This window comes from Streptomyces sp. NPDC054932 (genome assembly GCF_053610205.1).
Genome location: NZ_JBSGXU010000195.1, coordinates 1 through 14,872, shown reverse-complemented (window position 1 = coordinate 14,872; position 14,872 = coordinate 1). Strand labels below are relative to the sequence as shown.

At 72.5% G+C, this 14,872-nt stretch carries 10 protein-coding genes and 1 pseudogene; 9 read left to right on the top strand and 2 right to left on the bottom strand.

The genetic code is table 11. From position 1 onward, the window contains the following. Nucleotides 1–446 precede the first annotated feature (446 nt). The 4 genes from ACWGE1_RS34245 (at nucleotide 447) to meaB (ending at nucleotide 6,711) form a co-directional block, all read left to right on the top strand. Nucleotides 447–1,610, top strand: a complete 1,164-nt coding sequence (locus ACWGE1_RS34245) for an ROK family protein (protein WP_453424356.1) — start codon at nucleotides 447–449, stop codon at nucleotides 1,608–1,610. A gap of 61 nt (nucleotides 1,611–1,671) precedes the next feature. After that, entirely contained in the window at nucleotides 1,672–3,537 is a 1,866-nt protein-coding gene (locus tag ACWGE1_RS34240; protein ID WP_453424355.1) for a methylmalonyl-CoA mutase family protein, read from the top strand. After that, on the top strand, nucleotides 3,534–5,720 hold the full coding sequence (gene scpA, locus ACWGE1_RS34235) for a methylmalonyl-CoA mutase (protein WP_453424354.1): 2,187 nt from the start codon (nucleotides 3,534–3,536) through the stop codon (nucleotides 5,718–5,720). Before ACWGE1_RS34240 ends, scpA begins: the two co-directional genes overlap by 4 nt. Nucleotides 5,721–5,730: 10 nt before the next feature. Continuing rightward, complete coding sequence (meaB, locus tag ACWGE1_RS34230; RefSeq protein WP_453424353.1) at nucleotides 5,731–6,711, top strand: methylmalonyl Co-A mutase-associated GTPase MeaB; 981 nt, start codon at nucleotides 5,731–5,733, stop codon at nucleotides 6,709–6,711. A 70-nt stretch (nucleotides 6,712–6,781) separates the two neighbouring features. Here the strand turns inward: meaB and ACWGE1_RS34225 are convergent. Beyond that, nucleotides 6,782–10,101 (bottom strand): annotated as a pseudogene (locus tag ACWGE1_RS34225) (NACHT domain-containing protein). A 64-nt stretch (nucleotides 10,102–10,165) separates the two neighbouring features. Further along, nucleotides 10,166–11,167 carry an asparaginase gene (locus tag ACWGE1_RS34220; protein WP_453424352.1) on the bottom strand — a complete coding sequence of 334 codons (1,002 nt, stop codon included), beginning with the start codon at nucleotides 11,165–11,167 and terminating at the stop codon, nucleotides 10,166–10,168. Between the two features lie 131 nt (nucleotides 11,168–11,298). Between ACWGE1_RS34220 and ACWGE1_RS34215 the strand changes: the two genes are divergently transcribed. From ACWGE1_RS34215 to ACWGE1_RS34195, 5 genes are all read left to right on the top strand, one after another. Continuing rightward, nucleotides 11,299–11,754, top strand: a complete 456-nt coding sequence (locus ACWGE1_RS34215; protein ID WP_453424351.1) for an Lrp/AsnC family transcriptional regulator — start codon at nucleotides 11,299–11,301, stop codon at nucleotides 11,752–11,754. Between the two features lie 212 nt (nucleotides 11,755–11,966). Then, nucleotides 11,967–12,203, top strand: coding sequence for an MbtH family protein (locus tag ACWGE1_RS34210; RefSeq protein ID WP_453424350.1), 237 nt, complete (start codon nucleotides 11,967–11,969; stop codon nucleotides 12,201–12,203). A gap of 146 nt (nucleotides 12,204–12,349) precedes the next feature. Beyond that, nucleotides 12,350–12,892: a hypothetical protein gene (locus ACWGE1_RS34205; RefSeq protein ID WP_453424349.1), complete on the top strand. Its 543-nt coding sequence runs from the start codon at nucleotides 12,350–12,352 to the stop codon at nucleotides 12,890–12,892. Between the two features lie 107 nt (nucleotides 12,893–12,999). Then, nucleotides 13,000–13,521, top strand: coding sequence for a hypothetical protein (locus ACWGE1_RS34200; RefSeq protein ID WP_453424348.1), 522 nt, complete (start codon nucleotides 13,000–13,002; stop codon nucleotides 13,519–13,521). Next, nucleotides 13,521–14,711 (top strand): MAB_1171c family putative transporter, encoded by a 1,191-nt coding sequence (locus ACWGE1_RS34195; RefSeq protein ID WP_453424347.1) that lies wholly within the window; start codon nucleotides 13,521–13,523, stop codon nucleotides 14,709–14,711. The genes ACWGE1_RS34200 and ACWGE1_RS34195 overlap by 1 nt, the downstream gene beginning before the upstream one ends. The last annotated feature ends 161 nt before the right edge of the window (nucleotides 14,712–14,872 follow it).

Genomic DNA, 14,872 nt, shown 5'->3' with positions numbered 1-14,872 from the left:
GCACCACCCCTGGGGGTGCCCCGGGGGACCCGAGGGACGGTCGCGGTCAGGCGGTCACGGTCAGGCGCGGCCGGGGGCCGGACAGCGGCCCGGACACTCTCCCGGCTCGGTACAGAGGCCGGTGGTGTGGAGCCGCGGGGCGAGGAATGCGTTCGCGGACATGTCCCGGAGCGTGTCAGCGGCTCCGGCCCCCGGTCAACCCCCGTCCGCAGCCACCGAACGCTCCCGCGCCCGGCCCCCCGGCCCACCCCGCACACCCCCGGCGACCTGGGCTTTCACCCGCACCCCGGACCGCCCGCCACCCCCTCCCGGCGGCCGAAAACCGTGGCCGGATTTCACGCCCCCGCAACGCGGCCGCCATGCGTTCGCCGGGGTACGGGGCCGCCGCGGGGGACCCGGCATGATCGGGGGACACACCCAGCCCCCGAGGAGACCGCGTGACGCGTATGGCCGGTGACAGCCGGACCTCCGCCAATGCCGCCACCGTGCTGCGGACGGTGCTCGACCACGGGCCGGTCGCACGCAGCGGGATCGCCCCGCTGTGCGGGCTGAGTCCCGCCGCCGTGTCCCGGCAGACCACCGGGCTGCTCCGCGGCGGGCTGCTGCGCGAGCTGCCCGGGCCCGGCGGTGGGGTGGGGCGGCCACGGATCCCGCTGGACCTGCACACCGGGGCCGTCGGCGGGCCGGTCGCCGCCGGGCTGCACATCGGGGTGCCCCATTCGACCTTCAGTCTCGTCGACCTCCGGGGGCAGCTGCTCGCCCGCCGCGCCTTCCCCCACGAGGGGCGTCCCGCGGCCGGCCTCCTCGGCCTGATCGCCTCCGAACTCGGCTGCTTCCTGGCCGAGTTCGACACCGGGCGCCCGCTCCTGGGCGTCGGCGCGGCCCTCGGCGGGTGGATCGATCCCGACGAGGGGGTCGTCGTACGGCACCCCGCGCTGGGGTGGAGCCGCAAGCCGCTCGCCGCCGAGCTGTCCGCCGCCCTCGGGCTGCCGGTCCGGGTGGACAACCACGCCCGGGCCGTCGCGCGGGCCGAGATCCTCTTCGGCCGGCCCGAGGCCCGCCGGAGTCTGGTGCACCTGTTCATCGGCCGGGTCGTCGACGCCGCCTTCGGGATCGAGGGGACCGTGCACCAGGGTCCGGGCGCGGCGGCCGGCGACGTGGCCCACCTGCCGGTGCCGCGGTCGGGCACCCCGTGCGCGTGCGGGCGTACCGGCTGCCTGGAGGCGACCGCGTCGGACACCGCGCTCGGCGCCGAGGCCGTGCGCCGGGGCATCGTGCCGGACCCTTCGGTCGACCTGCTGGTGGACGCGGCCGCCTTCGGCGACCCGCGCGCCGACCGGCTGCTGCGCGAGCGCGCCCGCGCGGTGGGCCGCGCGGCGGCCCTTCTGTTGGATGTCTTCAATCCGGCGGTCATGGTCGTGACCGAGCTGGCGAGCGTCCTGCACGAGGGATATCTGGAGGAGATCAGGGCCGCCGCGCTGGAGCTCTCGCACGTCTGCGACGATCCGGAGCGGATCGTGGGACCCCACGCCGGACCGGCCGTGCTCCCCGAGGCGGCGGCAACGGTGCTGCTCAGCCGGGTATTCCAAGATCCTTATCACATGTCATGAGAGTGCGAGATCACACCCGTCGGTATGGTGCCACCTGAGCGCCCTCCCCTACATTCGAGCCATGACGGTCCTGCCTGACGACGGGCTCTCCCTGGCCGCCGAGTTCCCTGACGCGACGCATGAGCAGTGGCAGCGCCTTGTAGAGGGCGTACTGCGCAAGTCGGGCAAGGAAGCCTCCGGCGAGGCCGCTGAAGAAGCGTTGTCCACCCCACTCGAAGACGGGCTCACCACCCGCCCGCTGTACACCGCGCCGCCCGAAGGGACGGCTTCCGACACCGGTTTCCCCGGCTTCGCCCCGTTCGTCCGCGGGGGCAGGCCGGAAGGCACCACCGCGAACGGCTGGGACGTGCGCCAGCGCCTCGCGGGCACCGATCCGGTGCGCCTGAACGAGGCGGCGCTCGCCGACCTGGAGAACGGGGTCACCTCGCTCTGGCTCACCGTGGGCCGGGACGGTCTCCCGGTCGAGGGCCTCGCCCGGGCGCTGGACGGGGTCTATCTGGACCTCGCCCCCATCGCCCTGGACGCCGGAGCCCAATACGCGGAAGCGGCCCGCGCCTTGCTGCGCCTGTTCACCGAGAGCGCGGTGGCCCCCGAGGCCGCCCGGGCCTCGCTGGGCGCCGACCCGCTGGGCCACGAGGCCCGGACGGGTGAGGCGCTGGACGCGGCCGACGCCGTCGAGCTGGCCCGGGAGGCCGCCGCCGGCTGGCCCGGGGTGCGCACCCTGACCGTGGACGCGCTGCCGTACCACGAGGCCGGTGGCAGCGCCGCCGAGGAGCTGGGCCTGTCCCTGGCCACCGGTGTCGCCTACCTGCGCGCGCTGACCGAGGGGGGCCTCGGCATCGAAGCGGCGCTCGGACAGCTGGAGTTCCGCTACGCCGCCACCGCGGACCAGTTCCTCACCATCGCCAAGCTGCGCGCCGCGCGCCGGCTGTGGGCCCGTATCGCCGAGGCCTCGGGGGCCCCGGAGGCGGGTGCCCAGCTCCAGCACGCGGTGACCTCGCCGGTGATGATGACCCGCCGCGATCCCTGGGTGAACATGCTGCGCACCACCGTGGCCTGCATGGCCGCGGGTGTGGGCGGCGCGGACTCGGTGACCGTGCTCCCCTTCGACAACGAGCTGGGCCTGCCCGACGCCTTCGCGCGCCGGATCTCCCGCAACACCTCCACCATCCTGCTGGAGGAGTCGCACCTGGCCCGGGTGATCGACCCGGCCGGCGGCTCGTACTACGTCGAGCGCCTCACCGACGAACTCGCCCACGCCGCCTGGGAGTTCTTCCGGACCCTGGAGAAGGCCGGCGGCCAGGCCGCCGCCCTGCGCTCCGGGCTGGTCGCCGAGCGGCTCGCCGCCACCTGGGCCGAGCGCTCCAAGAAGCTGGCCCGGCGCCGCGAGCCGATCACCGGCGTCAGCGAGTTCCCGCTGCTCTCGGAGAAGCCGGTCGTGCGCGAGCCCGCGCCCGCCGCACCCTCCGGCGGACTGCCCCGCGTCCGGCGCGACGAGGCCTACGAGGCCCTGCGCGCCCGCAGCGACGCGCACCTGGCGGCGACCGGCGCCCGGCCGAGGATCTTCCTCGCCGCGCTCGGCCCGGCGGCCGCGCACACCGCGCGCGCCACCTTCGCCTCGAACCTGTTCCAGGCGGGCGGCATCGAACCCGTGCACGATCCGGTGTCGGTGGATCCGGCGACGGCCGCCGAGGCCTACGCCGCGAGCGGGGCGGACGGCATGGCCGTGCTCTGCTCCAGCGACGCGCTGTACGAGGAGCAGGCCGCGGCGGTGTCCGGGGCGCTGCGCGCGGCGGGCGCCACGACCGTCTTCCTCGCCGGCAGGCCGGGCACCGCTGAGGCTTCCGTGGACGAGTACGTCTTCGCCGGCTGTGACGCCGTCGCCGTGCTGTCCTCCGTACTCGACCGGATGGGAGTGCCGTCTTGAGCATCCCCGATTTCTCCGAGCTGGCGCTCGACCCCACCTCCGTCGCCGCGGTGTCCGAGGAGCAGTGGCGCACCTCTGTGAAGGAGTCCACCGGCACCGCGGCCGCCGACCTGCTGTGGGAGACGCCCGAGGGCATCGGCGTCAAGCCGCTCTACACCGGGCGTGACCTGGAGGGCCTGGACTTCCTGCGGACGTACCCGGGCGTGGCCCCGTACCTGCGCGGCCCGTACCCGACGATGTACGTCAACCAGCCCTGGACGATCCGGCAGTACGCCGGCTTCTCCACGGCCGAGGAGTCGAACGCCTTCTACCGGCGCAATCTGGCGTCCGGCCAGAAGGGCCTGTCGGTGGCCTTCGACCTGCCGACGCACCGCGGCTACGACAGCGACCACCCCCGGGTGACGGGCGACGTCGGCATGGCGGGCGTGGCGATCGACTCGATCTACGACATGCGCCAGCTGTTCGACGGGATCCCGCTGGACAAGATGTCGGTGTCGATGACGATGAACGGTGCGGTGCTGCCGGTCCTCGCGCTCTACATCGTGGCGGCGGAGGAGCAGGGCGTCTCCCCCGACAAGCTCGCAGGGACCATCCAGAACGACATCCTCAAGGAGTTCATGGTCCGCAACACCTACATCTACCCGCCCAAGCCCTCGATGCGGATCATCTCCGACATCTTCTCCTTCACCTCGCAGAAGATGCCGCGGTACAACTCGATCTCCATCTCCGGCTACCACATCCAGGAGGCCGGGGCCACGGCCGACCTGGAGCTGGCGTACACCCTCGCCGACGGCGTGGAGTACCTGCGGGCGGGCCAGGCGGTGGGGCTGGACGTGGACGCGTTCGCGCCGCGCCTGTCGTTCTTCTGGGCGATCGGCATGAACTTCTTCATGGAGGTCGCCAAGCTGCGCGCCGCCCGCCTGCTGTGGGCGCGCCTGGTCAAGCAGTTCGACCCGAAGAACGCCAAGTCGCTGTCCCTGCGTACGCATTCGCAGACCTCCGGCTGGTCGCTGACCGCGCAGGACGTCTTCAACAACGTGACGCGCACGTGCATCGAGGCGATGGCCGCGACCCAGGGCCACACCCAGTCGCTGCACACCAACGCCCTCGACGAGGCGCTGGCGCTGCCGACGGACTTCTCGGCGCGCATCGCCCGCAACACCCAGCTGCTGCTGCAGCAGGAGTCGGGGACCTGCCGGTCGATCGACCCGTGGGGCGGCAGCGCGTACGTCGAGAAGCTGACGTACGACCTGGCGCGCCGCGCGTGGCAGCACATCGAGGAGGTCGAGGCGGCGGGCGGTATGGCGCAGGCCATCGACGCGGGCATCCCGAAGCTGCGCGTGGAGGAGGCCGCGGCGCGCACGCAGGCGCGGATCGACTCGGGCCGGCAGCCGGTGATCGGCGTCAACAAGTACCGCGTGGAGAACGACGAGGCGATCGACGTCCTGAAGGTCGACAACTCCTCGGTGCGTTCCCAGCAGATCGCCAAGCTGCGGCGGCTGCGCGAGGAGCGCGACGAGGCGGTCACGCAGGACACCCTGCGGGCGCTGACGAACGCGGCCGAGCGCGGCGACGGCAACCTGCTGGCCCTGGCGGTGGACGCGGCGCGCGCCAAGGCCACCGTGGGTGAGATCTCGGACGCACTGGAGAAGGTGTACGGGCGGCACTCCAGCCAGATCCGTACGATCGCCGGTGTGTACCGCAACGAAGCAGGCGAGTCCCCGTCCGTGGAGCGCACCCGTGCGCTGGTCGACCGCTTCGAGGAGGCGGAGGGCCGTCGTCCGCGCATCCTGGTGGCCAAGATGGGCCAGGACGGGCACGACCGCGGCCAGAAGGTGATCGCGACCGCCTTCGCCGACCTGGGCTTCGACGTGGACGTCGGCCCGCTGTTCCAGACCCCGGCGGAGGTGGCCCGTCAGGCCGTCGAGGCGGACGTCCACGTGGTGGGCGTCTCGTCGCTGGCGGCCGGCCACCTGACCCTCGTACCGGCGCTGCGCGAGCAGCTGGCGGAGGAGGGCCGCGAGGACATCATGATCGTCGTGGGTGGGGTGATCCCGCCGGCCGATGTCCCGACGCTGCTGGAGATGGGGGCGACGGCGGTGTTCCCGCCGGGCACGGTGATCCCGGACGCCGCTCATGACCTGGTGACGCGGCTGGCCGCGGACCTGGGCCACGAGCTGTAGGCGGCCGCCGGTGCCGAAGATCGACATCGAGGCCTACGCCAAGGGGGTGCTCGACGGGAAGCGCGCGTTCATCGCGCGTGCGATCACCCTCGTCGAGTCCACCCTGCCGGCTCACCGGCTGCTGGCGCAGGGCCTGTTGACGGAGCTGCTGCCGCACGCGGGCCGGGCCCGGCGGATCGGCATCAGCGGTGTGCCGGGGGTGGGCAAGTCCACCTTCATCGACGCGTTCGGCACGATGCTGACGGGACTCGGCCACCGGGTGGCGGTGCTGGCGGTGGACCCGTCGTCGACGCGCACGGGCGGCTCCATCCTGGGTGACAAGACCCGGATGGAGCGGCTGTCGGTGGATCCGGCGGCGTTCGTGCGCCCGTCCCCCTCGGCGGGCACGCTGGGCGGGGTCGCCAAGGCCACCCGCGAGTCGATGATCGTCATGGAGGCGGCGGGCTACGACGTGGTCCTCGTCGAGACGGTCGGCGTGGGCCAGTCGGAGACCACGGTGGCGGGGATGGTCGACTCCTTCCTGCTGCTCTCCCTGGCCCGTACGGGCGACCAGCTGCAGGGCATCAAGAAGGGTGTCCTGGAGCTGGCCGACGTCCTGGCGGTGAACAAGGCGGACGGCCCCCACGAGCGCGACGCGAAGGCGGCGGCCCGGGAGCTGTCGGGGGCGCTGCGGCTGATGCACCCGGTGGACGCGGCCTGGACGCCGCCGGTCCTGACCTGCAGTGCGCGGGAGTCGAGCGGGCTGGACGAGGTGTGGAACCGGCTGGAGCAGCACCGGACCCTGCTGGACGCGGGGGGCCGGCTGGCGGCGAAGCGGGCGGCGCAGCAGGTGGAGTGGACCTGGTCGATGGTCCGCGACGAACTGCTGGAGCGGCTGCGGGCGAACCCGGCCGTACGGGAGCTCGCGCCCGCTCTCGAAGCATCGGTCCGCGCAGGTATGGTGACGCCGACGTCGGCGGCGGACGAGATCCTGGCGGCGTTCGGAAGCTGACGCGGCTTCGGAAGCTGACGCGGCTTCGGGGACCGACACGGCGGGACGGCGCCCACGGGGCGCCGTCCGGTCACTCGCAGCGCAGTCGCACGGACGGGGCCAGCAGCTCGGCGCCGCGGATGCGGTGGCGGCCCGCCGCGACGTAGACCTCCCGCAGTTCGGGCAGTCCGGCGAGGAGCGCGACGTCGATGTCGTCCTCCGCCCTGAGGTCGCCGATGAACCGGCACTCGCTCAGGCGGGGGAACGCCGCGGGCAGCCGCCGGATCGCGGCCTGCACGACCCTTTCGCCGGAGGCGGCGTCGAGGATCAGGATGCGCAGGTCCGGAAGGACCGTGTCGGCCGGGAGGGACTCCAGCGACGAGGCCGCCACCCCGAGGTCGAGCAGGAAGTCCATGGCGCGGATCTCCTGCCAGTCCGCCTCCGAGCGCGGACTGGACGCCGCGTTGAGCACCAGCCTTTCGAGCCGGGGCAGCCCGCCGAGCCCGGTGAGCCCGTGCGCGGGACGGATCTCGCCCGACACCACCAGCGAGCGCAGCGGGGCGTCGACGGGCAGGGCCCGCACGGACCAGCCGGAACCGGCAGGGCCCTGGACGGCGAAGGACTCCAGTTCCGCGAGCCGGGCGACAGGGCTCAGGTCGAGGTCCGCCCGCACGTCCGAGATGCCCAGACGGCTGATCGGCAGCCCGCCGATCGCGGACAGGTCCGTCAGCTCCGGGCAGCGGCCGACCTCGAGGTACGCCAGGGCGCTCTGCCCCTTCAGGAAGTCCAGGTCGGACACCGAGTCGTGCGCGATCAGCATCTCCGTGATGCCGGACCGGCCGACGTACGCGGCCAGGGCCTGCGGGGACACTCCGGTCCGCACGTCCAGGCGGTCCCGCCACAGCCCCAGGCGCTCCAGCTGGTGCAGCTGTTCGTCGGAGCGGATGGTGTGGAGGAGACCCGTGGGGTCGAGCCGCGCGACGACCTCCTCGGCGTAGTCGGCGGACGGGAACCGTGACCAGGCCCAGAGGAGCTGGGAACGGACCGGGAGGGAGCGGTGCGTGGCGAACTGCGCGAGGAAGGACACGGCGGCGGCGGACTTGACGTGCGAGGCCGCGATCACCACGTGGTACGCCTCCCCGTCGTCGAGCTCCTCGGGACCGGGGAGGAGGCCGAGGACCAGCGGCCCGACCTGCGCGAGTGCCCGTGCCTCCTGCTCGTTCGCGGGCGGCAGGAGGGTGGCGGTGCGCTCTTCCACGGCCGCGCGCACCTCGGGGTCGAGGGTGGTGGCGTGTTCCAGGCACGCGGCGGCGAGCAGGTAGATGCGGGCCCGGGCGCGCTTGTCCGGTGACCGGTCGCCGAGGGCCAGCAGGTCGCGGAACATGGTGGTGCGCTCGCCGGGCCGGGCGAGGGCGACCGCCATCCGGATGACGTCCTCCCACTGGTCGTCGCCGGCGTGGTCGGTGAGCAGGCCGAAGTCCCCCTCCTCCACCGCGGCCCGGGCGCCGAGGAAGTCCTGGAAGGTGCGGTGGACGAAGACCACCGTGTCGGGGGCGGGTTCCCTCAGGAGCCCGCTGCGCTGGAGGAAGTGCTCGAAGACCTGGTGCGCGTCGCCCAGCGAGGCGGCCTCCGGGACCGAGGCCAGCGCCCGGGCGATGATGTCCTCGGCGCGGGAGCGGTCCATCTCCGCGCGGCCGTTCTTGATCAGCCAGTACGCGAGGCGCTGGAGCAGGTCGAGCTGCGGCTCGTCCCGCAGCTCCGGGCCCTTCATGTCCCGCTCCCGGTCGCGGCGGCTCAGCAGCATGGAGAGCGCCGCCTCGTAGAGGTCCTTGCGGCCGTGCGGGAGGTAGCCGTGCCGGTCCCGGTGGAGGGCGCAGATCAGTCCGCACATCAGGGGGTTGGTGGCCAGGAGGCCGAGGTCGGGTTTGGTCCGCACGGCGGCGAGGAGCTGGGCCTCGTAGGTGCGCAGGTCCGTGTCCTCGTCCGCGCCGTCGCGGGCCGCGTCGTGCCACCGCCTGATGAAGGTGGCGGTTTCCGCCAGGCCCATGGCGGAGAGGGTCAGCTCGGCGAAGTCCTCCTCGGCGAGCCAGTCCGCCCCCACGGCGGAGGGGCGCGAGGTGACGAGCCAGAGGTTGTCACCGCCGTAGGTGTACATGAGGTCGCGCAGCCAGCCGCGGGCCCGCTCGCGTTCGGCGTCGGGAACCTCGTCGATGCCGTCGATGAGGACGAGGCCCCGCCCCGCCGCCAGGACGCGGTGCGCCCAGCCGTCGGGCTGGGCCGCTCCGAGCGGGCAGCCTGCGGCGGCCAGGAGTCCTGGGGCCCGGGCAGCCGTTCGCCGTGGCGCGTGAGCGTGCGCAGCGGCAGGACGAAGGGGATGCGGTCGTAGAGGTACTCCATCTGCGGGGTGAGGTCCTGGCGGGCGGCGGTGACGGCCAGCCACTGCACGAGGGTGGTCTTGCCGGAGCCGGCCTCACCGCGCAGGAGGACGCGGGACCTGTCGGCCAGGGCCTGGTCGGCGGGTCGCGGCGCGCGCAGCTTGTGCACGGCCACCGCGAACCCGAGTACGAGTGCCGCATCCAGCGCACTGGTCTCTCCCCGGAAGGGAACGAGGTGGGCTGCCTCGACGCCGACCGGGACGACGGCCGACGTGTCCCGGGGTTGCACGTTGCGTTCAGCCGCCGCAGCCGGGCGGCGGTGCCCCGACAGCGGCGTCGCTTCCAGGCTCAGGTACGCCGCGTCCAGCGGCCACCGGGTCGGGGAGTTGCTGAGGTCGATCCCGTAGATGGTCAGCTTGCTGTGCTTCCTGGCCACGTACGGCAGGTACTGCTGCTCGAACGCGACGTCCTGCGCGCCCGGCAGCGGATCGCGGCGGATGAGTTCGTCGACCTTGGCCGTCAGTTCGGCCGTTCCGCGGGTCTGTTCCACCAGCGCGTGGGCCACGAACGTCGAGCGCTGCGTGAAGAACTGCAGGATGTGCAGGCAGGCCGCGTCGACGAGGCGCTCGTGGAAGTACGTGGCGTCGTCGCCGAGTTCCCGCTCGGGGCGGCCGCTCACGGCGCGCAGCTCGCGGGCGAAGGCCGCGGAGCCGAGCCGGACGGCGTCCAGGTCGGTCATCGTCAGCTCGCCGAGGCCCCGCAGGGTCTGCGCGAGGGCGTCGGTGACGGCCTGCTGTTCGTCCGCGGCGATCGGGCGCTCGCCGGTGCGCAGGGCCTGTTTCACCAGCTTGGCGGCCAGCGTCCCGAGATCGGCCTCGGTGAGCGAGCGCTTCTCTCCCCTGAAGGAGACGTGGCCCGAGATCCGGATCGGCCTGTCGACGAGGCCCGCCCCGCCGCCCTCACTGACGAACAGCCTCTTGACGAGGGGTCCGACGGCCGCCGAGGCCAGCCGGATGCCGATGGTCCCGGGCTCCATGCAACTCCCCGCAGCGTAGCGACCGTTGCCCGGATCCTAACGGTCGCGCACGCCGCCCGGAGCGTTACGCCCCGACGAGCACCGAGCCGGGGGCGCCCAGCGCCTCGCGCAGGATGCGGGCCTGCTCGACCTTGTTCTCCGTGGCGAGCAGCGCGGACAGGACCGCGATACGGGCCTGCCCGGCGCGCAGGGTTCCGGTCGGGATCGCTCCGGCGGCGACGAGGTCCACGGCGCCTCCGTGCGTGTAGATCTCGGTGACCGGTCCGGCCATGACCCGGGTGCTCAGCGCGACCAGCACCCCGCGTCCGACGGCGGACCGGACGGCCTCCACGATCTCCGGGGTGGCGTTGCCCGCGCCGGTCCCGACGAGGACGATGCCGCGCGCGCCGGCCTCGACGGCGGCGTTCAGCAGGACGGGGTCGCCGTCGGCGTGGTGCACCACCACGTCCACGCGCGGCGGGAGCTCCGGCATCGCGGGCAGCGGGAGGGGCGCCGGGCGCTGGGGCGTGCGCAGGATGGTGACCTTGCCGAAGCCGATCTTCCCGAAGAGTTCCTTCGAGGGGTCGGCGAACGCGTCCAGAGCCACGGCCTGCGTCTTCACGGTGCCGCGGGCGGCGTGCACCCGCCCGGCGAAGGCGATCAGCACGCCGAGCCCGCGCGTGTTCGCGGCGGTGAGCAGGGCGTCGTAGAGGTTCTCCGGGCCATCCCCGTCGGCGGTGCCCATGGGGCGCTGGGCGCCGGTGAAGACCACGGAGCGCGGGTCGTGGTGGTGGAGGTCGAGGAGGAAGGCGGACTCCTCCAGGGTGTCGGTGCCGTGGGTGACGACGATGCCGTCCACGCCGGGGTCGGCGAGCACCTCGTGCACGGTGCGCAGCAGGGTGAGCTGGTGCGCGGTGGTGAGTCGCGGGCTGTTCACGCTGAACAGGTCGACCAGCTCGACGGTGACGTCCTCGGGGAGCGGCGCGGTGGCGATCACCTCGTTCCCGTCGGCGTCCGCTGCGAAGCCGGAACCCTGCCAGCGGCTGGCTATCGTCCCGCCGGTGCTGATCACGACGATCCGTCCCATGGGCCGGGGCCACCCTTCACTCGTATCACTCGTACATATGTACTCAAAGCAGCAATGATAGAGCGATCTATGCGCAATGTGATTGCGTTTTCCACCAGACCTGTTCATATTCGCCGGGTGATAATTGCGTCATGGACGCCATTGACCGAGAAATATTGCGTGAGCTCCAGGCCGACGGCCGCCTCAGCAACCAGGAACTCGCCCAGCGGGTGGGACTGACCCCCTCCCCCTGCATGCGCCGGGTGCGTCAGCTGGAGCAGGACGGGGTGATCCAGGGCTACCGCGCCGTGATCTCCCCCGAGGCGGTGGACCGCGGCTTCGAGGTGCTCGTCTCGGTGGAGGTGCGCCGCGACCGGGAGGCGGTCGAGGCCTTCGAGGCGGCCCTCCAGGACATTCCCGACGTCATCGAGGCCTACCGCCTCTTCGGCAGCCCGGGCTGCCTGCTGCGGATCGCCGTCGCCGACCTGCGCGCGTACGAGCGGCTGTGGATCGAGAAGCTGACGGCCCTGACCGGCATCACCGAGGTCAACTCGCAGATCATCATGAAACGCATCAAGGAACCGACCGGCCTGCCCGTCGGTCACTGACCCCCGCACCCCCGCCGTCGACGGCATCCGCGGGAGGGCCCGGCATGCGGGCCCCGCGCGCAGGACGGCGGGAACACCGGCCCCATTCCCGCGAACCCGGTGCGGAGCAGCAAGGATTCAGGGCAATGTGTTGTCGCTGTCCCCGCTCAGGGATCACGCTTCGACACCCGGCCGGGGATCGAGGCGTGAACGGCTTGAATTGGAGTGGATTCATGAGCAACAACCCGTTCGACGACGCTGACGGCCGGTTCTACGTCCTGGTGAACGACGAGGAACAGCACTCGCTGTGGCCGTCGTTCGCCGAGATCCCCGCCGGCTGGCGCATCGTGTTCGGCGAGGAGAGCCGCCGGCAGTGCCTGGAACACGTCGAGGCGAACTGGACCGACCTGCGACCGAAGAGCCTGCGTGACGCGATGGCCGCGGACCAGGCCCCCGCCGGCACCGCGTGAGGTGAGGTCGCACCCGCGCCGCGTCCGGGACGCGCCCGGCACGCACTGCCCCCGGTGCGCGCGGCGGCGACTCGGCGCCCAAGGGCGGGAGCAGCGCCGCGTCTGCCGACGGTACGGTGGGGAGATCCTGATCGGAGGTAGTGGTGATGTCAGTGGGGCTCGGCGTCCATGGTGCCGCAGGTGAGCCCGGTCGCCCTGCGGAGCGTGCCCGGAAGATCGCCGACCGTCTGGACAGGCTGATCGGCCGGGAGGCGACGAAGGCGGGCGGGCGGGCCCCGACGTACCGCGAACTGACCGACCGCATCAACCGGCTGGCGGGCCGCGACGTCATCTCCAAGGACACGATCCGCAACCTCCACCACGGCGTGAACCAGAAGGGGCAGGTCCCCAATCCGACGGTGGACACCCTCGACTGGCTGGGGCGCGGTTTCGGCATCCAGGCCGGTGCGAGCTATTTCGTGGACGACGCCAAGGCCGCCGTGGTGGACGAACAACTCGACCGGCTGGAGAAGATCGGCGGCTTGCGGCAGGCCCTGGGCAACTCCGAGGTGGTCAGCCTCGTTCAGCGGGCCTCCGGCCTCTCCGACGGCAGCCTCCACATGCTCGTGGCCCTCGCCGACAAGCTCAAGCAGCTCGAGGAGAACGCCGCGACGAGCGAGCGGCAACAGGACCCGACCGGCGGCGCGTGAGACGTACCGCGCCCGCTGCAAGGTCCTCCCCCTCGTCTCTGCAAGCCCGCCCCTTCAGGCTCATCTCCTCAAGCTCACCCCTTCACAGAAGGAACGTTTCCTCAGTCATGCCGCTCCCCCGGGGCCTGCGCAAGCGCTGCGAGGCCGTCCTCGCGGGCCTGGATCTTCCCAGCCCCTTCACCGTCGACGGCTTCCGTGCCTCGTTGGAGCAGCAGCGCGGACGGCCCATCGTCATGGAACCGCTGCCCGAACTCGGCCGTGATGCGCCGTGCGGCATGTGGATCGCGCTGCCGAGCGTCGATGTCGTCTTCTACGAACAGCACACCAGCCCGGCGCACCAGGACCTCATCAAGCTCCACGAGCTCGGACACGTTCTGTGCGGCCATACCGGGGTCTTCGAACTGTCCCACCTGGCCGCGCTGATGCCCGATCTGACTCCGGAGATGATCGCCCAGGCGATGGGCGCCGGGCGGACCAGCTACGACACCGTCGAGGAACAGGAGGCGGAAATGATCGCGCTGCTGCTCGCAGATCTCTGCGGGACCGCTCCCACAGCCGATCCGGCCTCCGGCCGCCTGGCCGAGAGCCTGCTGCACCCCATACGTACCCGAAGATGGAGGAAGCGCTGATGCGCCCGCTGTTCGAATGGCTGATGCCGCTCCTGGCCTGGGGCGTGGTGATCTGGCGGGCGCCGTCCGCCTTCAGCACACGGGCGAACCGTGCCCTGTGGGCCACGTTCGTATCGGGCGCGGTCGGACTCACCACCCGCCCTCCGAGCATCGCGCACGCCCTGGAGACGGTCACCGGCATCGGGGACGTGACGCTGCTGATCAAGCACCTCGCCGGGGTCATGGCGGCTTCGTTCCTGCTCGACTACGTCCACGCCATCCACAAGCGGCCCCATCAGGAGCGCGCCTCACGCCTGAGGCTCGTCTTCGCGGTCACCGCCATGGTCACCCTGACCGTGCTCTTCGTCTTCTGCCTCCCGCACGACTACAGCGGCGCGTACGGCATCGACGCCCACTACGGCCACCCCGGCGTCCAGGCCTACCTCGCCGTCTTCTACACCGTGTACGCGGTGTCGACCACGCAGGCGGCCCTCCTCTTCTGGTCCAACCGCCGCAACGTCCCCCCGGGACCGCTGCGGGCCGGGGTCACCTGCCTGGCCGCCGCCACAGCCAACGGGCTTCTCTACACCGTGTACCGGGTCTACTTCATCCTGCGGGAAGGCGACTCCACGACCTTCGACGCGGACGGCAATCCCGTCCCCCTCACGGACCCGATCTGCGAACTGCTTCCGGCCGTGTCCATCGTCCTGCTGGTCCTGGGCGTTTCCGTACCGCCGACGCACACGCTGATCCGCTACGTCCGTGACCAGTACGCGCTGTGGCGCCTCCACCCGCTGTGGGCCGACCTGGTGACGGCAGTGCCGCACGTGGTCCTGGGCACTCCGACGGGCCGCGTCCGCGACCTGTTCACTCCCGGCGACCGCTCCCTCGACGTCGCCCACCGCGCCTTCGCCATCCGCGACGCGGCACTCGCCCTGCGCGACGACACCCCCACCACGGCGCCGGATTCCCCCGCTGCGGACGCCGGCACGGACGAGGACCCGGCAGCCACGGAGGCCCGCTGGCTTCGCCTCGCGGTGCAGCAGCGGGCCCGGGGCCTCCCGGCGCCCGCGCTCCCTGCCACGCTCGACCGCAGCTCCGGCGGCCGGACCCCGCGCGAGGAGATCGCCTGGCTGCTGAGGGTGGCGGCCGCCTATCGACCCGTAGGGGCGACGGGGACGGCCCGGCCGCGCCAACCGTCCATGCGGTAGGCGCGACCGGGCTGTCCGGAGCTGGTTCCTGCTACTTGGCGGTGACGGATGCGGTGAGGGCGGTGACGCCGGCGGCGTTGCCGGGGACCTCCGCCCAGCCCTCGCTCCACTGGCCGCTCGTGTAGTTCGCGTCCTTCGTGAACACACGCCCCGTCGAACCG

Coding starts and splice junctions, on each gene's coding strand:
- ACWGE1_RS34215 (WP_453424351.1), top strand. CDS start 11,299: ATGGACGCCATTGACCGAGAAATATTGCGTGAGCTCCAGGCCGACGGC.
- ACWGE1_RS34210 (WP_453424350.1), top strand. CDS start 11,967: ATGAGCAACAACCCGTTCGACGACGCTGACGGCCGGTTCTACGTCCTG.
- ACWGE1_RS34195 (WP_453424347.1), top strand. CDS start 13,521: ATGCGCCCGCTGTTCGAATGGCTGATGCCGCTCCTGGCCTGGGGCGTG.
- ACWGE1_RS34200 (WP_453424348.1), top strand. CDS start 13,000: ATGCCGCTCCCCCGGGGCCTGCGCAAGCGCTGCGAGGCCGTCCTCGCG.
- ACWGE1_RS34205 (WP_453424349.1), top strand. CDS start 12,350: ATGTCAGTGGGGCTCGGCGTCCATGGTGCCGCAGGTGAGCCCGGTCGC.
- ACWGE1_RS34245 (WP_453424356.1), top strand. CDS start 447: ATGGCCGGTGACAGCCGGACCTCCGCCAATGCCGCCACCGTGCTGCGG.
- ACWGE1_RS34240 (WP_453424355.1), top strand. CDS start 1,672: ATGACGGTCCTGCCTGACGACGGGCTCTCCCTGGCCGCCGAGTTCCCT.
- ACWGE1_RS34220 (WP_453424352.1), bottom strand. CDS start 11,167: ATGGGACGGATCGTCGTGATCAGCACCGGCGGGACGATAGCCAGCCGC.